The 22,980-nt window shown below is 36.8% G+C and carries 17 protein-coding genes and 1 pseudogene; 5 read left to right on the forward strand and 13 right to left on the reverse strand.

Annotation, left to right across the window (positions count from 1 at the left end):
- Positions 1–4 precede the first annotated feature (4 nt).
- A complete protein-coding gene (locus ACQKP0_RS23820) occupies positions 5–5,233 on the reverse strand; it encodes an AAA family ATPase (protein ID WP_427408299.1) in 5,229 nt (1,742 codons plus the stop codon).
- 126 nt (positions 5,234–5,359) lie between these two features.
- Here ACQKP0_RS23820 and ACQKP0_RS23825 point away from each other — a divergent pair, with 126 nt between their 5' ends.
- Entirely contained in the window at positions 5,360–5,518 is a 159-nt protein-coding gene (locus ACQKP0_RS23825; protein WP_427408300.1) for an anti-repressor SinI family protein, read from the forward strand.
- Between the two features lie 42 nt (positions 5,519–5,560).
- On the opposite strand, the gene ACQKP0_RS23830 is transcribed toward ACQKP0_RS23825, so the two are convergent.
- Complete coding sequence (locus ACQKP0_RS23830; protein WP_427408301.1) at positions 5,561–6,274, reverse strand: response regulator transcription factor; 714 nt, start codon at positions 6,272–6,274, stop codon at positions 5,561–5,563.
- A 179-nt stretch (positions 6,275–6,453) separates the two neighbouring features.
- Here ACQKP0_RS23830 and ACQKP0_RS23835 point away from each other — a divergent pair, with 179 nt between their 5' ends.
- Entirely contained in the window at positions 6,454–6,885 is a 432-nt protein-coding gene (locus tag ACQKP0_RS23835; protein ID WP_427408302.1) for a NucA/NucB deoxyribonuclease domain-containing protein, read from the forward strand.
- 147 nt (positions 6,886–7,032) lie between these two features.
- Here the strand turns inward: ACQKP0_RS23835 and ACQKP0_RS23840 are convergent, their stop codons facing one another.
- From ACQKP0_RS23840 to ACQKP0_RS23850, 3 genes are read right to left on the reverse strand one after another with little or no spacing between them, the layout of a single operon-like run.
- A complete protein-coding gene (locus ACQKP0_RS23840; protein ID WP_427408303.1) occupies positions 7,033–8,343 on the reverse strand; it encodes a (Fe-S)-binding protein in 1,311 nt (436 codons plus the stop codon).
- A gap of 1 nt (position 8,344) precedes the next feature.
- A complete protein-coding gene (locus tag ACQKP0_RS23845; protein WP_427408304.1) occupies positions 8,345–9,754 on the reverse strand; it encodes an FAD-binding oxidoreductase in 1,410 nt (469 codons plus the stop codon).
- 20 nt (positions 9,755–9,774) lie between these two features.
- Complete coding sequence (locus ACQKP0_RS23850) at positions 9,775–10,482, reverse strand: FadR/GntR family transcriptional regulator (protein WP_427408305.1); 708 nt, start codon at positions 10,480–10,482, stop codon at positions 9,775–9,777.
- A gap of 385 nt (positions 10,483–10,867) precedes the next feature.
- Here ACQKP0_RS23850 and ACQKP0_RS23855 point away from each other — a divergent pair, with 385 nt between their 5' ends.
- Positions 10,868–12,184, forward strand: coding sequence for an MFS transporter (locus ACQKP0_RS23855; protein ID WP_427408306.1), 1,317 nt, complete (start codon positions 10,868–10,870; stop codon positions 12,182–12,184).
- Positions 12,185–12,643: 459 nt separating this feature from the next.
- Here the strand turns inward: ACQKP0_RS23855 and ACQKP0_RS23860 are convergent, their stop codons facing one another.
- The 3 genes from ACQKP0_RS23860 to ACQKP0_RS23870 all read right to left on the reverse strand — a co-directional run bounded on the left by ACQKP0_RS23860 (position 12,644) and on the right by ACQKP0_RS23870 (position 15,291).
- The gene (locus tag ACQKP0_RS23860; RefSeq protein WP_427408307.1) at positions 12,644–13,387 is read right to left on the reverse strand and encodes an amino acid ABC transporter ATP-binding protein; all 744 of its coding nucleotides are present in this window, start codon (positions 13,385–13,387) and stop codon (positions 12,644–12,646) included.
- An 18-nt stretch (positions 13,388–13,405) separates the two neighbouring features.
- On the reverse strand, positions 13,406–14,164 hold the full coding sequence (locus ACQKP0_RS23865; protein ID WP_427408308.1) for an amino acid ABC transporter permease: 759 nt from the start codon (positions 14,162–14,164) through the stop codon (positions 13,406–13,408).
- A gap of 272 nt (positions 14,165–14,436) precedes the next feature.
- On the reverse strand, positions 14,437–15,291 hold the full coding sequence (locus ACQKP0_RS23870) for a transporter substrate-binding domain-containing protein (protein ID WP_427408309.1): 855 nt from the start codon (positions 15,289–15,291) through the stop codon (positions 14,437–14,439).
- Positions 15,292–15,643: 352 nt separating this feature from the next.
- Between ACQKP0_RS23870 and ACQKP0_RS23875 the strand changes: the two genes are divergently transcribed.
- On the forward strand, positions 15,644–16,234 hold the full coding sequence (locus ACQKP0_RS23875) for an NADPH-dependent FMN reductase (protein WP_427408310.1): 591 nt from the start codon (positions 15,644–15,646) through the stop codon (positions 16,232–16,234).
- A gap of 225 nt (positions 16,235–16,459) precedes the next feature.
- Here ACQKP0_RS23875 and ACQKP0_RS23880 read toward each other — a convergent pair whose 3' ends face one another.
- Complete coding sequence (locus tag ACQKP0_RS23880) at positions 16,460–17,107, reverse strand: FMN-dependent NADH-azoreductase (RefSeq protein ID WP_427408311.1); 648 nt, start codon at positions 17,105–17,107, stop codon at positions 16,460–16,462.
- A 379-nt stretch (positions 17,108–17,486) separates the two neighbouring features.
- Positions 17,487–18,658 (reverse strand): annotated as a pseudogene (gene tnpB / locus ACQKP0_RS23885) (IS200/IS605 family element RNA-guided endonuclease TnpB).
- Positions 18,659–18,836: 178 nt separating this feature from the next.
- Between tnpB and ACQKP0_RS23890 the strand changes: the two are divergent.
- A complete protein-coding gene (locus tag ACQKP0_RS23890; RefSeq protein ID WP_427408312.1) occupies positions 18,837–20,255 on the forward strand; it encodes an NAD-dependent succinate-semialdehyde dehydrogenase in 1,419 nt (472 codons plus the stop codon).
- 131 nt (positions 20,256–20,386) lie between these two features.
- Here ACQKP0_RS23890 and ACQKP0_RS23895 read toward each other — a convergent pair whose 3' ends face one another.
- The 3 genes from ACQKP0_RS23895 to ACQKP0_RS23905 form a co-directional block, all read right to left on the reverse strand.
- Positions 20,387–21,178 carry a GNAT family N-acetyltransferase gene (locus tag ACQKP0_RS23895; RefSeq protein WP_427408313.1) on the reverse strand — a complete coding sequence of 264 codons (792 nt, stop codon included), beginning with the start codon at positions 21,176–21,178 and terminating at the stop codon, positions 20,387–20,389.
- A gap of 152 nt (positions 21,179–21,330) precedes the next feature.
- Complete coding sequence (locus tag ACQKP0_RS23900; RefSeq protein WP_427408314.1) at positions 21,331–22,521, reverse strand: multidrug effflux MFS transporter; 1,191 nt, start codon at positions 22,519–22,521, stop codon at positions 21,331–21,333.
- 347 nt (positions 22,522–22,868) lie between these two features.
- Positions 22,869–22,980: zinc ribbon domain-containing protein (locus tag ACQKP0_RS23905; RefSeq protein WP_427408315.1), on the reverse strand; the 112-nt coding region annotated here is incomplete at its 5' end.

Below are 22,980 nucleotides of genomic sequence, written 5' to 3' on the forward strand. Positions count from 1 at the left end.
ACCACTAACTATATAAAACTTCTTCTGTATCCATATCTATCATCTCATCAATAACATCAAATATCGGCAGAATAATTGAAAAAGAGGTCCCTTTCCCAATCTCACTTTTGACAGTTAATTGACCATTATGAAAAGCAATGATTTCTTTACAAATTGAAAGTCCTAAACCATTTCCCTTCTTCTTATTACCACCACCTGGTTTTGTATAATATCGATTAAAAATATATGGAAGATCTTCTTCTTGAATACCAGAACCACTATCTTGAATGGTGATTGTTGTATAATTTCGCTCACTGTCTATCGTTAAGTAAAGTTTGATACTTCCCGCCTTGGTGTGCTTAATTGCATTCAAGATAATATTAGAGACAGCTTGTTCTATTCGTCCTATATCGACTTTAACTAAAGGAGACTCAGCGTAATCATTATTAGAAAAAATCAATTCAAACACCAAGCCAGCATTTTTTACTTCAAGTTCATTTTGTTTATACAAATGTTGTACAAGTCCATGGATCGGAATATAATCAAATTCAAATGAACTCTGCCTTGCTTCTAATTGGGAAAGATCGAATAAATCATTGATTAGTCGGTTTAAAGCGATTGTTTTCTCCCGTGTTCTTTGTAAATATTCTTTCGTCTCTTCTGGTGTTTCTGCTATACCATCTAGAATTGCTTCGATATATCCGCGAATCGACGTAATTGGAGTACGCAGATCATGAGAAATATTGGATAAAAGACTACGACGCATTTGTTCTGAAAGTGTAATGTCTTGATATGCTTTCCCTAATTCTTGATTAGCAGTCTCCAGTTCAATCGTTCTTTCCACTACCTTATTTTCAAGATTGGCATATAAATAGGCATTTTCAATAGAAATAGCCGCTTGAGAAGAAAGTAAAGTAAGAACTTCAATTCTTTCTTTTGTAAATGCATGTGTGTTCTCATTATTTTCTAAATACAGTACACCATTTAACCTTCCTTGATGGACTATTGGAAGGCATAAAATAGATTTCGGACGTTTTTTTACGATATAAGGGTCTTTCGTAAACATACCTCCGTTTGCCGCATCATCTTCGACAACTGGCTCATGACTATTTACTACATAATTCACAATCATCTCTGAAAACGAAGATATTTGTTCACTTAGTTTAGAAGATAATACTTCAATTACCTCCTGTGCATTTTGAAAGCTTCCTTTTCCAACAACGGAAAGATCTCCTTCCTTCTGCAACAAAAGAAGTCCCCTTCCAGCCCCTGCATTTTTTAAGACAATGGACATTATTTTTTCAAGTAATTGTGAAAGGATAATTTCTCTAGATAGCGTTTGAGAAGCTTGAGTAATTGATTTTATGTCTAAATATTCAAGTTTTTCAGCTTGTAAACTCTCATTCGATTCCTTCATTAACTTTGGATTTTGTTGGAGCAATTGATTTACTTTTGTCTTTGCCCCCCATTTTACATAGCTTTGAATAGCCTTAGTCATATAATATTCAGCTAATTTCACCGCTCCTTTTGAACGATAATAGCTTGAGGCACATTCATTAGCAATTGCCAGGTCCTGTAGATAGCCCTTCTCTTCAGCAAGTTCTATGGCCTGATCATATAAATAAGCAATATCAACTTTTTTATTCTCTATTCTGGCTGTTTCCGCCTGAACTAATAGATATTTGTGTTTGTAGTTATCTGGTGAATGGCCTGCCAACTTTTTTAGCTTCTTCAAATTCACATGAAGTTTTTTTCTAAAATTTCGCTGCTCCAGTCTGCTCGTTTCCGGATAAAATTTCACTAACCATAAAGATTGGTACATATAATATTCAGGCCCAATAACAAGAACCGTCGAACGATTAAACTGTTCCTCTAAAATGGTTAATAATTCTTGTGCGATTTTGGGCTTATTCAATAAATAGGCCATTTGCAAACGAATAATCGAATGAATAATTAATGCTGCAAGATCATCAGTAATTTTCGGTAAATCCCAGTTTGACTTAAGACTAGGATCCATTAAAATACGAATCCATTGTTTCACTTCATTCAAAAAATAATTAGACAATGTATACCGAATCTGTTTTACAAATTCGAGCTGTTTATTAATACCTTCCTTCACTTCTTGTAAAGGATTCCCAACCATAAACATGATCATTCCAATAAAGGAACTGTTCGCTCCGGCTAAATGAAGATTGCCAGATTCAATACAATAGCTTTGCGATTTTCTTAAATAATCAAGATTTAGTGAAAGATGATCCTTCCAATGTTTGATGAAGCTTCCAAATAAAAAATAAACCCTTCCATATATGCTTCGATTACCGACCGACTGTGCATGTTGTATAGCGAGGTCGGCAAATTGATAACCACCTTCAAAATCTAAAAAGCCTGAGCATAAGATTAAGGAATAATTGTTATAAGTCAGTGCAGAAATCTCTGTACTTCCATATTTTATCGTTAACCGGAGTGCGCGGAGGATCAGCCATGTTGCAAGATATTGATCCACATGAAAGGCTGAGCCATTCATATTCGTGAGCGTCCTCATTAACCTTTGTTTCTCTTCATCTTCCATTGGAGGTAGCTCCAATAAATCTTTCGTATTGACTTTTTTTAGTGCTAATTTTGTTAAAAGTATTTCCTTCATTACAGTTACTTTCCCAGGTTTACGTGGAACCTTCCAACCAAACAATTGCAGCCCTTTGATTCCAGCATCAACAGCTTCTTCCACACGATGAACATGTGTATACAGTGTCATTTTTACCTCATAAACAGCTAATTGATCATTTTTTGACTGTGCATTTGCTAGCGCGGTATCAAAGCTTTCTTCCGCATCTTCAAATTGACTATTTAAATATTCACATTCTCCAAGTCCGATGTTTAATTTAAATGTCATATCATATTGAGTTAACCAGCTGTCATTAGGGAGTAATTCTAATCCAACTTTATAAAATTTAAGGGCTGCTTCAAAGGCTGCAGCTTGTTTTGCTCTTTCACCAGCTGATAAATTTAATTTTGCAAGCTTCTCCTTTTCCTCTCCCTCAATTAGATGTTTTCTACTGATATTTAAGTGATTAACAATTTCAAATAGTTGATCTAAATGGCTTGTTTCTTCAAGATGTTTTAATAAAAGCCGTCCAATTTTTAAATGGGTTTTCTCTTGAGCTTCTTTTGACATTGTCACATAGACGGCTTGCTGTACCCTGTCATGTGAAAAGCGGTACGCAGGTGGTTCCGTTTCTGCCATTTCATCTGAATACACCCATTTGTAACCAGGATCAAGCGGTAAAACAAGACCTTCTTCAAGTGCTTCCCATAAATCTTCGGAAGTCTTTGTAAAACTTGATTCACAAATGGTTGATAATGTTTCAAGCTCGAACTGATTACCAATACAAGATGCAAATTTTAACACACGTTTTGTTCTTTCTGGGAGCTTTTCTACTCGCTTGATCATGTATTCAACAATATTTCCTGTCAAAGGTAGTTGATTGAGTAGCTTTATGTTTGTCGACCATATCGATAAGCGATAATCATAGGTAACAATGTTTTCTTCATAAAGAGCCTGAACAAGCTGCCGTACATAAAAAGGATTCCCCTGTGAAATTCGTTGGATAACAGTAGTAATCATATCTAATTCGGTTACTTGGTTGTGAAATGTCTCCGAAATGAACTGCTTAATATGATGATATTCAAGTGGTTTTAACGGGATTTCACATATTTTTACGTTCGTTGACTGAACACCTTCCAATAATATTGAAAAAGGATGCCCTACTTTTATTTCATCATCTCGGTAAGCACCAATGACAAGTAAATATTGTGAGACTGGCTCCGAAAGCAAATACTGAACAAGATCAAGTGAAGCCCTGTCTGCCCATTGCAAATCATCAAGAAATAGAACAAGTGGATGCTCTTTTTTTGCAAACACATGAACAAATTTCTGAAAAACCATCAGAAATCTACTTTGAGTCTCAAGAACAGACAAACTTTGAGGTTTAGAATGTTTCCCAATCAACCACTCAAGCTCAGGGAGAACCTCTGTTATGATTCCAGCATGGGTAGATAGATCGTTAAATAATGATTGCCTCCATTTTTCAATTCTCTCAGGATCCTCTGTTAAAAGCTGCCTAAGTAGTTCTTTAAAAGCTTGAATAATTGGGGCGTAAGGCTTCTGCCTTTGCAATTGATCAAATTTTCCTGAAATAAAATAACCTTTTTCTTGAATAAGTGGTTTTTGTACTTCCTTTACAAGTGCTGTTTTTCCAATTCCTGAAGGGCCAGGTATTAGCGCAAACGTCGCAATACCCGCACATGTTTTTTTAAATGCCATATGCAATAATTCGGTTGCCTTTTTCCGAGCATATAGTCTTGGCGGCAGCTCAAAATGATCTATTTTTTCCTTTTCATCTAACGGAAAAGGGAGAATAGAATGGTTTTGAGTAACCGCTTGTAAACACTTTTCTAAATCTCTCCTTAACCCATATGCACTTTGGTAGCGGGATTCAGGCATCTTAGCAATTAGTTTCATAATGATCATTGAGATGGTTTCGGGAATATCTATGTTAACTTGATGTGGGGCAAAGGGTGTTAAAACAAGATGGGCATGAACAAGTTCGGCAAGGTCAGTGGTTGTAAACGGAAGTCTGCCGGTTATCATCTCATAAATGGTTACTCCTAAGGAATAAAGGTCTGTTCGGTAATCAATTACACGATTCATTCGTCCCGTTTGTTCTGGTGACATATATGATAGATGATGATTTATTTCGTAAGGGCTCGATACCGAACGTATATTTTCCTTCGTTAATTTTGTTGCATGACCAAAACCTGATAGGATCGTTTTCCCTTCATGGACATCAATGAGGATGTTTTCAGGTCGAATCGATTTATGAATCAAATGATATTTGTGAAGTTCACCAATAATATCTGCTAGTTGAATGGCTATCTTTAAAAATTGAGTTAAGCTGAATTTCCCTTTTTCTAGAATTGTTTTCAATGTTTGACCAGAAAAGTTCTCCATAACGAGGAAAGGTTGAGTTTTACTCCTTTCTAAAGAAAAGGAGAAGAGAATATTTTTCGTCGGTAAATCCTGAGTTATATAGTATTCATGTACAATGGAGGATATTTCATAAGAAGTTGGGAGGTCACTTTTTAAAAATTTTACAAGTACTATTCTGTTCATTAATTGAGAGTATGCACGTTGAAGTATCCATGAGTCATTTTCTTCTATTTTTTCAAGTAGTTGATAGTTTGCTAATTTATACACAGGTTTTCACCACTTTTTCAAATTTTCAAAAACTTTAACAAAATTTTAACTACTTTTGAAATCAACTTATACTTCGTTTAGTATGATAATTTTTAGGTAAATCTTGATTGTTGGAGGAGGCATTCAATGTATAAGTTGTCTGTTGATAAACAAGTGGAACTTACTTCACTTGATGCTGAATGGATCGAGCTCTTAAAAAAAGCGAAGGAGTGCGGTTTAACAATTGATGAGGTCCGTAATTTTTTAGAAAACCCAAACTCATTCAATAGAATTAAGAATGCGTAGATTTCAATCATTCTTCATAGGAAGTTACTCAAACAGGTTTCTTTAAAGGTTTATAAATTTATAACCCAATCCTCTAACAGTTACTATATATTTTGGTTCGATCGGATTCTGTTCAATTTTTTTTCGTAGATTGCTAATGTGTACCATAACGGTTCGATTATCACCTAGTGCTTCTTCACCCCAAATTGCTTCAAATAATTGTTCAACACTAAACACATGATTTGGGCGCATGGCTAAAAAACATAGTAACTGGTATTCTTTTGTAGATAATGATATTTGGGAGTTCTCTACTTTAACGACACAGCTGTCCATATCTATTGAAAGCCCTGTAAATTTGAGAAATTTCTGACTTTTCCCTTCCGCTAAATCATTCTTTTTCTCTTGTAGAATCCGGTTTCGACGTAAGTGTGCTTTTACTTTGGCAACGAGAACAACAGGGCTGAATGGTTTTGTCATATAATCGTCCCCGCCAATTCCCAGTCCTAATATTTTATCCATATCATCTTCTTTCGCACTTAAAAAAAGAATCGGAACGTCTGACTTTTTTCGGATCATCTGACATGCTTCAAAACCGTCAAGCTCAGGCAGCATAACATCAAGAATAATCATATCAGGATTACACTCATCTACTAAACGAATGGCAGATAAACCGTCCCCTGCTGTAATCACTGAATATCCGTTATTTTTCAAGTACAATTGAATCACTTCGCGAATATCTGAATCATCATCAACAACCAAAACCCTCTTTCCTGACATCTCCATGACCCCTTACCCCTTTGTAATAGATCTTTGATACTATATTACCATATATTTCTTAATATAGTTAGCTATGCATCTATTTATGATGTAACGCTTAAAATTTATACAACTCTTCATATACATTTTGTATGATATGATAATACTCAAAATATAGATTAATAGATATGAGGTAAAAAATGAAAAAGATATTTAGTAGTATTATTGTCATTCTGTTATTGATCTTTGGGTATTTCTATAAAGATGAATTGGGCACAGATCAAAAAACTGGAACAATAGATAGGGACGATGTTGTTGTCATCTATTTTCCTTCTGACAAGTATCCAGAAACAGCAAGGCACATTAAAAATGCAATAAAGGCTGGAGAGAGTAAATATTGCACCATTGATCGCAAACATGCTGATGAGAATAGAGAAAAATCACTTAAAAACGTCCCTACTAAAAAGGGGTATGATCGTGATGAATATCCAATGGCAATGTGCGAAGAGGGTGGTTCCGGTGCAGATATTGAATACATATCCCCTTCAGATAATCGTGGGGCAGGTTCGTGGGTAAGTCATCAATTAAGTAATTATCCGGATGGAACGGTTGTTTTGTTTGAGGTTAATTAAGTTTATGTAAAAAGGAAATAGTATTTTATGCTATTTCCTTTTTTACATAGGAAAGCATAAATCATAGTTGAATTCGTACCATCCCAACCTACTAATCACTTATTTTTCCCATACAAAAAACCACAGTTCAAAACTGTGGTATGAATATCAATCATCACCAATCCCAACAGCCTCAGCCAAATATTCAATAAGATGGACTGCTCTTACGGCTGAGGATAAATTTTCCCGTTCAATTCCCAGTTTCATTTGTATTAAACAACCGGGATTCGTTGTAATGATGACTGTCGCTTTTGTTGCTTTCATATGTTTCATTTTTTCATCTAATATTTTCATAGACTCATCATAATTTACGATATTATAGATCCCCGCAGATCCGCAGCACATATTGGCGTCAGCCATTTCTACAAGCTCGATACCAGGAATGCTAGTTATAAGCTGAAGGGGCTCTTTTGTTACTTTTTGAACATTTGTCATATGGCATGATCGTTGATAAGTCACTCTTTCGTTTTCTCTTGGCTTTAAATTGCTAAAACCGCCACAAGCGACAAGAATTTGGCTAATATCTTTTGATTTTGCGGAAAAGCCAGCTGCTCTCTCTGCCCACTCTAGATCATCCTTTAAAAGATGCCCATATTCATTTAGCATCGCACCACAGCCACCTGCATTATTGACAACAAAATCCGCTTCAATTTCTTCAAAAGCAGCAATATTCCTTTTGGCAAGGTTTTTGGAATCATCCATTTCACCGGCATGAGCATGAAGGGCACCGCAGCAGGTTTGTTTTTTCACGACATAAACATCACAGCCGGCTTCAGCTAATAGCTGAACTGATAGATCATTAATTTTTCGAAACATAGCGTCCATAATACATCCAGTGAAAAAGGCAATTGTATATTTTCGTTCTCCTTTGGCTTTTACATATGTATCGAATTGGGAACGCTTTTTCGGTGAAACCCCTGTCGACATCGTTGCTTCGAATTCCCCTAAATGAAACGGTAATTTCTTCATAACACCTGTCTTTCTCATCACCTTTTGTAGACCCGTTTTTTCATAAAGCCAGTAAGAATTCCCAGTAAAATTCATCATCCCTCGACTTGAAAACACTTTTTTTAACATCGTATTTCGGACCAATCGAACAGGAAGTGAGAATTTTTTTCGTTTAACAAGAGCTGCTCTTGCAGATTCAAGAATCGTACCGTACTCTACTCCTGTTGGACATGCCGTTTCACATGCCCGGCAGCCTAAACAAAGATCCATTGGCTCCTCTAATACAGATAAATCGGTAATTTTTCCTTCACCAACCATTTTCACAAGATTAATTCTGCCTCGGGGAGAGTGGGTTTCTTTTCCCATACTTAAATATGTTGGACATACTGGAAGACAATAGCCACATTGAACACATTGTTTTGTCTTATCATACTGAAATTCTTGCCGTAATTGCTGGATGGTTTCGCTCATCCTATTTCAACTCCAATTTCTGTCCAGGCTCAGGGAAAATCTTACCTGGATTCATGATATGATTCGGATCCCAAGCCTCTTTAATTCGTTTCATCATGTCCAACCCTGCTTTACCAAGCTCCATTTCCATAAATGGTGCCTTCATCGTCCCGATTCCATGTTCCCCAGATAATGTCCCGCCAAGCTCAATCGCTGCAGTAAAAATTTCAGCAACCGCCTTTTCCACTCTAGACATCTCATCTTCATCATTTTTATCACAAATAATATTCGGGTGAAGATTCCCATCTCCAGCATGACCAAACACAACTAAATGAATTTGATACTTTTCTTTAATTTGTTGAAGCCTTTCACACATGTCAGGAATTCGACTTCTTGGAACAGTTGCATCCTCTGAGATTTTCGTCGGTTTAATTCTAACAATGGCTGGTGAAACGAGCTTTCTTGCCTTCCATATTTCGTCTTTTTCATGATTATTTTTCGGTATTTTTACCTTATTAGCTCCGACAGACATGCATAATTGTTCCGCTTTCACAACTTCGTCTTTTAAAGCTAATGGGTGACCATCTAATTCGAGTAAAAGAATCGCCTCAGCATCTATTGGAAGCCCCATCGGCTGGTAGTTTTCAACAGCAACAATTGAAGCACGATCCATTAATTCCATCTTGGAAGGTAAAATCCCGGAAGAAAGAATTTTTGAAATGGCCCGACCTGCATCAACAAGATTTAAAAACTCAGCCATTAAAGATGCGGTTGCAGGTGGTTTCGGAATGAGACGAAGAATCGCTTTCGTAATAATACCTAGCGTTCCTTCTGATCCTACTATCAGCTTTGTTAAATCATAACCGGTTACATTTTTCACCGTTTTTCCGCCCGTTTGAATGATTTCTCCTTCAGGTGTAATGACTTCAAGTCCAATAACATAATCCTTTGTTACCCCATATTTTAATCCTCTAGGACCGCCCGAATTCTCTGCCAAGTTTCCTCCAATTGTTGAAACATGAGAACTGCTTGGATCAGGAGGATACATCAAGCCTTTCTCCTCTGCAGCTTTATGAATCGATGCCGTCAATACACCCGGAGAAACTATAGCAACGAGATCCTCCTCATCGATTTTCAGCACATCATTCATGACAGATAAGTCAAACACCATTCCTCCATGAACGGGAAGCGGACCGCCACTTAATGAGGTTGCCTGCCCCCGTGGATAGACCGGAATTCCTTCACGATTGGCAAGCTTAACGAGCTCTGCAAGCTCTTGAATACTTTTCGTTTGTATGACAACATCCGGAAGAAAAGTACCAAAGGACCCATCAAAAGAATAGCTGTAGCGATCACTTTCATCGGTTAAAACTCTCCCTGTTTGGACAATTTTTTTAATTTCGTTCAGGTGATTGTCTTTTATGACTTTCATTGTTTCCCTCCTAATTCCATTCAGGCTTCATAACCTTTTATTAAAAGACTAAGTTTTTTCTCTGCATTTCTTAAATGCCGTAAACATTGGACCCTTGCAAGCTCAGGCTCTTCCAGTTCAATCGCCTCAACGATGCTTTCATGTTCCTTAAATACACTCCGTCTTTTATGTGCGAGCTCCGTATTTGGCTGAAGTGTGATTTTTAGCGCCTTTTCGTAAGAAGTAGTTAGATTTTCAAGCACTTGAATCATGATCGGATTATTCGTTGCATGAACAATTGATCGGTGAAAATTAATATCGGCAAACACCCCGCTTTTTCCTTCTTCAACCGATTCCTTTTCAAGCTGTTGTAAAATTTGCTTCATATTCTCTAATTGCTCAGGCGATCTTCTTGTGGCAGCTAAAAATGCTGCTTCCGGTTCTAAAGCCTTCCGCATTTCAAATAGATTTTTTATATTTTCAATATCATCGCTCTCAATTTTGATCCCTTGAAGCAAAGCTACACTCGTTGCATCCTCAACATAGCTTCCTCCACCTTGCTTAGAAGTAATGACTCCCATTGCACGTAATACACTTAGAGATTCTCTAATTGGTACTCGGCTTACACCAAATTGAGCAGCTAATTCCATTTCCGTCGGCAGCTTTGTACCTGGTGGATATGTTCCGTCTTCTATTTTCTTTAATAATTCACGTGAAATAAGCTGTGAAATTTTCTCCTTTTTCGCCATCCTTTTCGCCCTTCCCGTCACTCATTTAACTTCAATTATATAAATTTGTAATACAAATTTCTAGAGTTTTTTAAAAAATTCTAATTTACAATAACTATTTTTACTTTTATAATGATAAAATAAATAGGAATTCATAATTTGTTCACAAATTTGTATTACAAATTTTATGTGATAGGAAGATTAATGTTATGTAAGCGCGCACAAAACATTTTATCCTTTCTTACATATTGGCTTTGTTAATGGTTATTGTTGATAAGTTCATCTACAGATTTTATTTGAAATAACCATTTTGTTTAACAAGCCTTCGTATTAGCATTTTTATTGTATGAAAGCCCTTTATTTTTAAAAATAACAACTATGACTGAATTCGAATAGGAGGAAAACAATGACTAACACTTCTTTAGAGAAACGCACTGTAAAAAAAGTTACTCGACGAATCGTTCCATTCATCTTTTTGCTTTATATCGTTTCTTATTTAGATCGAGCAAACATCGGTTTTGCTGCACTAGATATGAATAAGGCACTCGGTATATCAAGTGAAGTATTTGGATTTATATCAGGGATCTTCTTTATCGGTTACTTCATTTTTGAAGTTCCGAGCAATATACTATTACAGAAATTTGGTGCTAGAAAATGGATTGCCCGAATTTTAATTAGCTGGGGAATCGTATCTGTTGCAACTGCCTTTGCTCAAGGTGCATCCCATCTTTATATTATTCGCTTCTTACTAGGTGTAGCTGAAGCTGGATTTTTCCCAGGCATTATTCTCTATTTAAATTCATGGTTTAGAAAAAAAGAACTGGCAAGAACGATTGCGTTGTTTATGACAGCGATTCCAGCCTCATATATCATCGGTGGACCATTATCAACATGGATCATGGATAACATTAATTGGTTTGGCATCGACGGATGGCGCTGGATGTTTATTCTTGAAGGATTCCCAGCTGTTATTCTCGGAATTGTCACCATCTTCTATTTAACCGAAAAGCCTGAAGATGCAAAGTGGCTTTCTAAAGAAGAGAAGACATGGCTTACGAATGAAATTCGTTATGAAAAAGAATTAGCTGCTGGAAATCAAGTCGAACAGCATTCTCATTTTAAAGCTCTTACAGATAAAAAAGTTTGGCATCTATCATTTATTTACTTCGTTTATATTTCAGGAAGCTTAGGCGTAGGATATTGGATGCCACAAATTATTAAAGAATTTTCTAGCTTCTTGAATAATACACAAGTCGGATTTATATCAACAATACCTTATATCGTTGCTACTATAGCAATGAACTATTGGGCTTTTCGTTCCGATCGCACCGGCGAGCGTAAAATGCACACGGCCCTTCCACTAATAATCGGTGCAATAACGCTGATTGGTGCTGGATTAACACATAATCCATTATTTTCTATGGTATGTATAACACTTTCTCTCGCTGGAATGTATTGTTTCAAAGGTCCTTTCTTTGCCCTAACATCTACAGAATTAACACCTGCAATATCAGTAGTGGGAATTGCACTTATTAATTCAATTGGGAATTTAGGAGGATTCCTTGGACCTTATGCAGTTGGATACCTTAAAGATTCAACAGGTTCAACAGGGGCAGGGCTTGTTTTTCTGAGTGTCATGCAGCTTATAGGATTTGTATTGGTTCTTTTTCTTAGAGGGAAAAAGACTGATAGGATGGAAATAAGGAATAGTAAGGCTAGTTGATTATTTCTATTTTAAAGACAAGCATTCATTATGAATCAGTGATACTTATAAATATTAATTTTGTAGAGTACTTGGAATCAATGGAACAAAAAACTAATAGACTCAATCCATTAGATTGAGTCTATTAGCCAACTACTCTATTATTAAGAGAATCTTTATTTTCATATTCTTTTTTATGTAACAGTATCGGCCCCACCTACGCCAAATACCATGATAGCCACTCATGCCATCCACTCTAGTAATTATCTTATACGAGATATATTAAGAAATTTTGTCTTACCTGTTATAAATAGATTAAAGATACATTAAGAAACTTTAAAATTCGTATTCCTTAAAACGAAATAATTATTCTGATATAAAAAATCACAATCTTAATAAAATAATAGTTTTACATCAAGTGGATGTTTTTTATCCATAGCAATCCGACTCTATTCCAAGTGCTCCTTTTTTACTTCCTAATTATATCTTTTGTGTTAACGTCCGCTTCAAAAACTCTCTTGTTCGTTCTTGCTTAGGATGATTAAAGATTTGCTCAGGGCTGCCCTCTTCAGCAATCACTCCTTTGTCCATAAATACGACTCGGTCCGATACCTCTTTTGCAAACTCCATTTCATGAGTAACGATTAGCATCGTAAGACCACTGCTGGCGAGTTCCTTCATTACTTTAAGTACCTCTCCGACCAATTCAGGGTCAAGTGCTGAAGTCGGCTCATCAAATAACAACACATCTGGTTCCATAGAAAGGGCTCTCGCTATGGCTACCCGCTGTTTTTGTCCGCCTGATAATTGCTTCGGTTTTGCCTGAATATAGTGATCCATTCCGACCACTTTTAAATATTTCAATGCTACCTTTTCCGCCTCATCACGGGTCCGTTTTAACACCTTCATTTGACCGACCACACAGTTGTTTAGCACATTATGGTTATTGAATAAATTAAATTGCTGAAATACCATCCCCAATTTTGTGCGGTAGGCAGGGACATCCCGAATATGGTCCAAAATGTTATCGCCTTTATAAATAATCTGACCGCCACTCGGTTTTTCTAAAAGATTCGTACAGCGAAGAAGGGTGGATTTCCCCGATCCAGATGAGCCAATAATACAGACTACTTCCCCTTTGTTCACTGAAAAATTAATATCCTTTAACACTTCATTGCTACCAAAGGTTTTACTTAAATTCCGAATCTCGATAACCTTTTCCATAGCATCCCCTCCCTTCGTTTACCCATTGATATTTTTCCCGCCTAGTATATCTTCAGGTTTCTCTACCTTGATTTGATGATAATTTTCTGGACCTTCCAATTTCTTTTCGAAATAGAGGAGGATTCTTGATACAGTGATGGTCATAATTAGATAAAGCACACAGGCGACAAAGAATGATTCAAAATATCTGAAGTTATTTCCTGCAATCGATTTTGTTTGGAAATATAATTCCGATACTGAAATAACATTAAGGACAGAAGTATCCTTAATATTAATCACATATTGGTTGCCTACGGATGGCAAAATATTACGGATAGCTTGCGGTAAAACAATACTAGTCATGATTTGGAAATGGTTCATTCCTATTGCTTGTGCTGCTTCATACTGTCCTTTATCAATCGAAATAATTCCACCGCGAACGATTTCTGCCATATATGCCCCAGTATTAATTGATACGATGAGAAATGCTGCATATAAACGGTTCATGTCAAAACCAAACATTAAAAGTGATCCATAAAAAATAACCATCGCTTGTACAATCATCGGTGTTCCGCGGAATATTTCGATATAAATAGTAAGAATTGCGTTAATCACTTTTAGAAAAAATCTTTTTGCTCCTCGCTCTGGAAGCGGAATTGTACGTATTCCACCTAAGAAGAGACCAATGATAAAGCCCAAAATTGTACCAACAGTAGAAATTAACAGTGTATATCCTGCACCACGGATGAACATTGGCCAATTTTCTGAAACGATTTTTATTAACCAATCAAAAGTCATATTTGCCCTCCTTATTAGATAAGAAAAGCGCAAGCGCCGCAGGTCTAGCGTACGGATTTCGTAGTCTTCGACTGAGATAAAGGAGACACGGCGAGGGACGAGCCGATGCCCGCTTATCGTAGGTAGAAGACGGAGAAGTCCGCTAGCCGATAGGCGCTGGAGCTAGACACAGCAGACACTTTTCATGCCTAATATCCTTAGTAAATTTTATGCTTTCTTACCTTTCAATAAGACCGGGTCCATAATCATGTACCCGGCTTCACAAATCATCATTATTCAGCTGCTGGTTGATTTTTAATTGCAGCATTCATAATGCTTTCACGTTCATCCTCTGAAATGCCTGATAAAATTTTATTAATTTGATCTGTTAGTGTGCTGCCTTTTTTTACACCGACAGCGATCGCCGTATCTTCATCTGATGTTTGAAACCCATCGTTAAATTCAACCATTTTATAGTGGTCATTAGCTGATTCAGCACTGACCCCTTCTGGACGTTCGGATACATAACCATCAATAGCTCCTGATTCAAGCGCAACCCTCATCGCCGGAAAATTATCCATTGCAGGCTGCTTTTTTACCCCTTTAATTTGATCAATAACTGTATAATGGAAGGTATTCAATTGCGCAGTGATTTTAGCCCCTGAAAAATCCTGAATAGATGTTGCTCCATCATATTTTCCGCCCTTTTTGACAACCATTACTAAATTTGATTTATAGTAAATATCTGAGAAATCAATGGTTTTTTTGCGGTCTTTTGTTGGTGACATCCCCGCGATAATAGCATCAATTTTTCCAGAAGTTAAGGCAGGTACAAGACCGTCCCATTCGGTTTTAACAATCACTAATTTTTTCCCTAAGCCTTCAGCAATTTTCTTGGCAATTTCTACATCATATCCTCCTGCATATTCTGCTTCCCCATCAATTTTTACTCCGCCATTGGAATCATCTTTTTGCGTCCAGTTAAATGGCGGGTATCCAGCTTCCATACCTACCTTATACGTCTCTAGTTCTTCTTTCCCTGATCCGTCTTTTCCCCCAGAGCTGCCGTTTGTGCTTGTACCGCACCCTGCTAATAGCAAAATCATTGTTAATGAAAATGCTGCTAAAAAAGATAATTTTTTTCTCATGAATCAATTTCTCCCCCCTAATTCGCACCGTAATATTTTTCAAGTAAGAATTTATATCTGCTGATTTCATATTATCGGAATTTTTTATTTTATTCAACCAATTCTAAAAATAAAAATAGGACCTAAGCCTGATTCGGGTCTTGCTCCATTTTCATTCGAATAGTTCCCATACTCCTTATATTGAAGAAAACCTGCTATCGTAAGTTCTTTCCAACTAATTTACTATTCAACATTTAATTACTTGACGGAATTAAGTGAATAAATTATACTGACTTACATAAAGTAATCAAAGGAAAAGAATATGATTGCTTTTTATGTGCATTGGCGCCAGAAACAATAGGTGGTGTAAGAAATGAGTTTTTTTAATAAATTATTTGGCAGACAAAATAAGGAGGAAGAAATCATGACTGAAAAGTTAAACATCGGTATTATCTTAGGAAGCACTCGTCAAGGTCGATTAAGTCCACAAGTTGGAGAATGGGTAAAAGGTATTGCTGACAAACGCGGCGATGCAAATTATGAAATCGTTGATATTGCTGACTTCAAATTACCATTTTTAGGTGAAGCAGATGCACCTGGAATTGCAGCTTGGAATGAAAAACTTGCAAGCTTAGATGGTTTCATATTCATCGTTCAAGAATACAACCACAGTATTACAGGAGCATTAAAAAATGCACTTGATTTAGCTCGAGAAGCATGGAATAACAAAGCAGCTGGTATCGTAAGTTATGGTTCAACAGGTGGGGCTCGTGCAGCTGAACATTTACGAGGAATCATGGGTGAATTAATGATTGCTGACGTTCGAACTCATCCAACATTGTCATTATTTACAGATTTTGAAAACTTCGCCGAGTTTAAACCACAAGATATGCATCTTGATAATGTTAATTTAATGCTAGACCAAGTCAACGCTTGGAGTGGAGCATTAAAAACAATCCGATAAAAATCTAAATAAGGTCATCCAAAATCCAGTCTAGTAAATAATAAAAAACTGGATAGTAAAGGAAGGTTTTTCTAATGAAAAGATGAACCTTCCTTTTTTTATTGAACGAAGCTCTTTCAATGTATAAAAAATGAGTAAAAAAATAAAAGCGCTTATCAAGTAACTCAATACTCAATAAACGCTTCTCTCTTCATTAATATTTACAAATTAATTTTTCTTAAAAACTTACACTAATACAACTTGATTCGCTAGCTTATTAGCAGCTTCAGTCACTCTACTTAGGCCTTCTTGGATAATTTCCTCTCTTTTCTCAGGCATTGCATTATGTCCTTCGATAATCACTTCATCGATGATTTCCATGCCAAATATGCCTCCAAATACGTTACGCATATAATTAACGGACATTTCCATCGGTGATGCTTCAGGTGTCGAATAAATACCTCCACGTGCATTTAAGAAGATTGCTTTTTTATCCGTCATTAATTGCATCATATTACCTTCTGCATCAAATTTAAATGCAAAGCCAGCAGCATAGACATAATCAATAAATGTTTGTAATTTTGCTGGGATGGATAAATTCCATAATGGGAATGCAAATACAACTACGTCTGCAGCAGTTAAAGCGTCCATTGCTTTTTGTTTGGCATTTAAAAGACGCTGTTCCACATCAGTTAATTCTCCACCATTTTGCACTTTACCAAATGCATTGAATATATCTTGACCAAAATAAGGCATATCTTCCGCAAATACATCATATGTAGTCACGTTCAAATTATCTGCACCTTGAATTGCCTCCATAAATGTTTCATACATTTTACTTGATACGCCTTCTGAAGCTGGGCGGTTGTTTGCTTTTACGACTAAAACGTTCATGTTGAAAATCCTCCCAATTTACTAACTCTAATTAAGAAATAATCTCAAGTACATATTATAGCATGATAACTTGGATTTGTTTGAGTAGAATGCTTCATCAAAAGACCTATTGATTAGCTACAAGTTAAGTAATGCCCTAGGAATATACAGGGAAAATAACATGCCATTCTTTTCATAAAAGATACAGCAAATAGTTTTACTGTTTGAATCCTTCCTAGTATCCTTAATTTATGAAAGACATTTACAACGAAAGAGTACGAAGAGTCGTTTGCAAGAAATAAGAGATATATAGCTACTTGAACTACCCCCACTTATCGACCTTTCAGTCTGATTTAAGTGGGAGATTCCTAAGAACACCCGTGTATCCACAAGTTATTGATTAGGCTATCTCCGTAGTCCCTACGGTTAGAAGTCTTATGGCTTCATTTTTAAGATTTTGTCCTGCGTTAATATCTCTTTGGTGATGAGTTCCACAAGAAGGGCATTCCCATTTACGTAATCCGAGATTTTTAACGTCTTTGTTTTGGTAGCCACAACAAGAGCATAGTTGACTGGAAGGAAAGTTCTTCGCAACAGTAACTATTTTTTTGCCATACCAGTTGGCTTTGTATTCAATCATTGTTTTGAATTGTGACCAAGACACTTCACTGATGGCTTTTGCAAGGTTGTGGTTTTTTAACATGTTACAGACAAATCCTCCATTCCGATCATGTCGTGGTTTTTGACAATTTCAGTGGAAATTTTGTCTAAGTAATCTTTTCTTGCATTTGCAATCTTTTCGTGAATACGAGCGACTTTCATTTTGGCTTTGTACCAATTCGAACCACCTATAGTACGTCTGCTCATACTACGTTGTGCTTTGGCTAATTTTTCTTCTAAGCTACGGAAAAACTTTGGGTTGGAGTAGACTGTACCATCCGAGAGAATAGCAAAATCTTTGAGACCTACATCAATTCCGATAGCTGAATGGGTCTTGGGTAGTTCTGATACTTCTGTTTCGGTTGCTAAAGAAACAAAATATTTACCAGAAGGATTACGTCTAATGGTTGCACTAATAATGCGTCCTTGCACTTCCCGACTTTTAGCAAAGCGAACCAGACCTAACTTTGGCAATTTAATATGATTGTCTATCACGGTGATATTTCCATTTGTATATTTCGTAGTGTAAGACTGAACAGGGTTCTTTTTCGATTTAAAGCGTGGTTGTTTGTTTTGTTTTTTGTAGTATCTACTATAGGAGTCAGCTAGGTTTTCAACAGATTTCTGCAAGGCAATACTATCTACTTCTTTTAGAAAAGAATAATACTTTTTTAGATGAGGAAGGGCTTTGACTGTTTCGTATTTGTTTAGACACTCACCTTTCCACTCGTTAGTTGGAAGCTGACCATTTTGTTTCATTTCTTCGCAAGTATACCAATAAGCATCTTTCACTTTCTGCTTACCAAGAAAGAAATTGAATACAAATCTTGAACAGCCAATGGTTTTGTTAATCAATTCAATTTGTTTTTTGTTGGGGTAAATACGAAACCTATAGGCTTTATTGACTACCATGTATTCCACCTCACTAATTAGGAACATTTGTTCTTATTGTACCATAATAAGAAACGTTTTGGCTATTGCCAACCGGCATCCATCTCCCACTTACTCATTGGGCTACGCCCTTCACATTCCTTGAAGTGGGAGTCTTCTGTCGGGAAATGATAAATTACATGGAATGGAGTGAAAAAACATGAAAAAATACTTAATGTACTGCAATGGGGAATGGATTGGAAACGATTTGCCGGTACTAGAAGTTACAAATCCAGCAACAGGCGAAGCGATTGCAACAGTTCCTTTTGGAGGAAACAAAGAAGCACAGCTTGCCATCGATGCTGCGAGCGATGCTTTTCCAAAATGGGCTGCTCTTTCGGCATATGAACGCAGCGAGTATATTCGCGCTTGGTATGAGCTTGTGAAGGAAAATGAAATGGATCTTGCGAAAACGATGACTGCTGAACAAGGAAAGCCATTGAGGGAAGCACTTGGTGAAGTGCAATATGCAAATGGCTTCCTTTCCTGGTATGCGGAAGAAGGAAAACGAATATATGGCGAAACGATACCAGCAACACAGCGCAACAAACGACTTTGGGTTCAAAAGCAACCAGTAGGTGTAGTCGCTGCCATTACACCATGGAATTTTCCCGCCGCAATGATTACTCGTAAAGTGGGGCCGGCATTGGCTGCAGGCTGTACAGTTGTCGTAAAACCAGCTGAGCAGACTCCTCTTACAGCTTTAAAACTTGCTGAGTTGGCTGAAAAAGCTGGCATTCCAAAAGGTGTTATTAACGTAATCACGGGTGATCCTAAGGAAATTGGCGAGGTTTGGCTCCAAGATCCAAAAGTAAGAAAACTTACTTTTACCGGATCAACTGAAGTTGGAAAACTATTAATGCGCGGCTCTGCAGAAACGGTCAAAAAGGTTTCACTTGAACTTGGGGGTCATGCTCCTGTCATCATTACCCAAAATGCAGATATCGATAAAGCGGTGGCTGGAGTAATCGCTGCAAAATTCCGTAATGCAGGGCAAACCTGTGTCTGCTCCAATCGGATTTATGTCCATGAAGATGTTTGCGAGGAATTTACAACAAAATTCACAGCTAAAGTTAAAGAACTACGAATAGGAAATGGCCTTGATGAAGGTACTGAAATTGGGCCGCTCATTGATGAAGCAGCCATTGCAAAGGTACAAAAACATGTCAACGACGCCATCCAAAAAGGAGCAATGGTTGAAACAGGCGGAAATGCATCAAACGGACTTTTCTTCGAACCAACCGTCCTATCTAATGTGAATGATGAGATGCTTTGTATGACAGAGGAAACATTTGGACCACTTGCCCCTATCACTTCTTATACAAATGAAGAAGAAGTGATTCAAAGAGCTAATGATTCTATTTTCGGTCTTGCAGCTTATGTTTTCACAGAAAATATATCCGAGGGTATACGAATTGTTGAAAGCTTAGAATATGGGATCATCGGTTTAAATGATGGACTTCCATCCACACCACAAGCCCCGTTTGGCGGTTTCAAGCAAAGTGGACTCGGCCGTGAAGGTGGTCATCATGGAATTGAAGAGTATTTAGAGGTTAAATATATTTCTTTAGGCTTATAATACTTTAAATATGGAGGAGGCAATTATTGCCCCTCCATATTTTTTATAAAAATTTTTGTGATCAAGTTTCTTAAATAAGACTGGTTCGTACTTAGATCTTTCCTAATGAAATCGAAACTCTGAGCAGCAAATTATTCAAATACAACCATTTCTCCTACCTCAGTAAACCCAGCCCTCTTATAAATATTGATTCCATCTTGGGATGCTTGTAAAACACAAGGCTTCCCTTTCTGCTCACCCTTGATTTGATGAAGAAGAAACTGAAACATCATGCTTCCAAAACCTCTCCCTCTAAACTCTTGTTTTGTCATTACATCATAAATACCGTAGCTGCCATCCGACTCAATGATACATCCGGTAGACACTGCCTGTTCTTCATAAAAACCGATAAACCAGTTATATACCTTTTGATGAGGTACGAAGTTAGCCGCTAAGTTTTCAAAAAAAAGTGCAAGCGCCTCGTATTCTGAAGACCCTTTAAATAAAGATTGAAAAACTTCAGCATATATACGAATATCCTCTACGTCAGTTACTTGTCTAATATCTAACAAATTTGAAGATAATGGAGAAATGGATTGTATGGATTTATCATCTAATTTCATCGTTACATTTCTCTCAGCTTCATTTAGTCCTAAGTTGTATAACCATACCACTGTTTCATCTGTTAAAAAACGTTCATCAATCCAAACACTTAATGGAAAGCCTTTATTAATAAATGAAGAAACTGCTTGTTTAAATTTATCCTCACTAGTAGATGGTAATGTCCGTAAAGGAACGAGTACATTAAAAGTATCTGAAGGAAAGCCTGAATCAATTGTTATAAAATGTTGATTTTCCTGAACTTTAACACCTTTAGTACATAATGATAGAGATGTAGTTTTAGAAATAAAATTATCCAGTACTAACTCTTGATATGAAACCATCGATATCACCTTTTTTTAATAAATTTAAGAGCGCTCTTGGGAAAGTATTATACATACTATAAAAACAATTTTATATAATTTTCACAAATTTTATATCCTCCCATAATATTCTGATAATTAACCGCGAATTGAATTCAAAAAAGAAGCACCAATCACGGTGCTTCTCTCCTTATAATATACTTTTTACCAAGTACCCACAGCAATACACTTATGACTAGGAAATATAACGGCATCGTCATCAACGATCCATTATGAAGAAGGCTTATCACTGTAGTTGCTAAACTAACTAACAGATAATATCCTAAACTGAAAATAGCTCCAGCCGTTCCAATGACATCATGAAAATCAACGAGAGCAAGACTTAGGCAGTTTGGTAAAGCAATGCCTGCTCCCATTAGCATGATAAAAATAGTTATTAACATACATATCATTAACATGATTTTTGGTAGCGCTGTAATAATGCTTACTAGTGTTAATAATAAAGAGCCCATCGTCATAACGAAGCAGCCGAGATGAATAATGCTTTCTGGTTGAAGTCTCGTCAAAAGCCTTTTTGAAATCATTGCTCCAATAATTGACGCCAATGCCACAATAATCCCCAGAAATCCATAAAAGCCTGGAGTCATGTGAAAGTACTCCATAAAAATAAAAGGTGCTTCAGAGTAATAACTGAATAAAATCCCGTTGATTCCACCAATTAGTAATCCAAAGATAAGGACTCTTGGTGATGAAACGATTCGTTTCGCAACTGGAAAAATAGCTACTCTTGTTCTAGTAGAAGCATCCATTGTTTCTGATAACCTAAAGAAAGTATAAATAAAAAGCAACACACTCATGATTACTAGCACAAGAAATACTGCCCTAAATCCGAGTACTTGGTCAACCCAACCACCAATGAGCGGTCCAACTGCAGGTGTAAAGGCAATAACAGCCGAAATTTGCGCAAACATTGTATGCCTTTTACTTCCTGACACACTCTCACGTAGAATTGTCTGAGTAATAACCGAACCAGTCGCTGCCCCAAATGCTTGGATACACCGACTAGCTAGAAGTAGGTAAATAGATTCAGAGTAAAAGCACATCAAGCTTCCAATACCATATACGAACAAACCACCCAACATCGCAGGTCTTCGTCCAATATAATCAGAAATCCATCCCCAGCAAAAAACACCTAAAGCAAATCCAATAAAATAAATACTTAAGGTTAGCTGGACAGAACTGTTTGAAACACCAAGTTCAACAGAAATATCTGGTAGTGATGGTGTATAGATTGTTTCACTAATTTGTGGGAATGCCACGAGAACAATCATTAAAAGTAAAGACAGTGCTGCATATTTTTTCAATTTTTTTGCCCTCCTACAAGCATGGTCTATTTTTGTGTGAAAAATAGACTAGCTAGGGAAACGGGGGGACCATTATAAGAATTCGATTATAAGCTGTCATCATTCAATCACCTAATTATGCTTTAGTAGGAGAGCATATATAAATTTTTTAGATAATCTAAGAATAATAACAAATCTTAACAAAATCAACTATTGAGACTCCCACGGCTAAAGCCGCAAGCCCTGCACCTTACGGTGTAACGGGTGGGATTCTTGAGTGACTGAGCGTTCGCAGTCCATTTCTGTTTTAAACAGCCCTCAAGATCGGGGTGTCTCATCACCCCTCATAGGGCAGAACATATAATTCCCTATGCTGATTGACTGTTACCATCAATCACAGGTGCGTATCTGATATTCATAGCACCGACTAAATCACGATGTTTTTCAAATCCGCATTTACACTTGTATTGTCTATCTTGT

Origin of the sequence: Heyndrickxia sp. NPDC080065 (genome assembly GCF_050281185.1) — a bacterium.
Taxonomy (GTDB): domain Bacteria; phylum Bacillota; class Bacilli; order Bacillales; family Bacillaceae_C; genus Heyndrickxia.

What these genes read in the sequence shown, in the direction of transcription:
- ACQKP0_RS23880 (WP_427408311.1), bottom strand. Translation starts at nt 17,107, where the DNA reads ATGAACGTTTTAGTCGTAAAAGCAAACAACCGCCCAGCTTCAGAAGGC.
- ACQKP0_RS23860 (WP_427408307.1), bottom strand. Translation starts at nt 13,387, where the DNA reads ATGGAAAAGGTTATCGAGATTCGGAATTTAAGTAAAACCTTTGGTAGC.
- ACQKP0_RS23825 (WP_427408300.1), top strand. Translation starts at nt 5,360, where the DNA reads ATGTATAAGTTGTCTGTTGATAAACAAGTGGAACTTACTTCACTTGAT.
- ACQKP0_RS23850 (WP_427408305.1), bottom strand. Translation starts at nt 10,482, where the DNA reads ATGGCGAAAAAGGAGAAAATTTCACAGCTTATTTCACGTGAATTATTA.
- ACQKP0_RS23895 (WP_427408313.1), bottom strand. Translation starts at nt 21,178, where the DNA reads ATGGTTTCATATCAAGAGTTAGTACTGGATAATTTTATTTCTAAAACT.
- ACQKP0_RS23855 (WP_427408306.1), top strand. Translation starts at nt 10,868, where the DNA reads ATGACTAACACTTCTTTAGAGAAACGCACTGTAAAAAAAGTTACTCGA.
- ACQKP0_RS23870 (WP_427408309.1), bottom strand. Translation starts at nt 15,291, where the DNA reads ATGAGAAAAAAATTATCTTTTTTAGCAGCATTTTCATTAACAATGATT.
- ACQKP0_RS23865 (WP_427408308.1), bottom strand. Translation starts at nt 14,164, where the DNA reads ATGACTTTTGATTGGTTAATAAAAATCGTTTCAGAAAATTGGCCAATG.
- ACQKP0_RS23875 (WP_427408310.1), top strand. Translation starts at nt 15,644, where the DNA reads ATGAGTTTTTTTAATAAATTATTTGGCAGACAAAATAAGGAGGAAGAA.
- ACQKP0_RS23840 (WP_427408303.1), bottom strand. Translation starts at nt 8,343, where the DNA reads ATGAGCGAAACCATCCAGCAATTACGGCAAGAATTTCAGTATGATAAG.
- ACQKP0_RS23830 (WP_427408301.1), bottom strand. Translation starts at nt 6,274, where the DNA reads ATGTCAGGAAAGAGGGTTTTGGTTGTTGATGATGATTCAGATATTCGC.
- ACQKP0_RS23845 (WP_427408304.1), bottom strand. Translation starts at nt 9,754, where the DNA reads ATGAAAGTCATAAAAGACAATCACCTGAACGAAATTAAAAAAATTGTC.
- ACQKP0_RS23890 (WP_427408312.1), top strand. Translation starts at nt 18,837, where the DNA reads ATGAAAAAATACTTAATGTACTGCAATGGGGAATGGATTGGAAACGAT.
- ACQKP0_RS23835 (WP_427408302.1), top strand. Translation starts at nt 6,454, where the DNA reads ATGAAAAAGATATTTAGTAGTATTATTGTCATTCTGTTATTGATCTTT.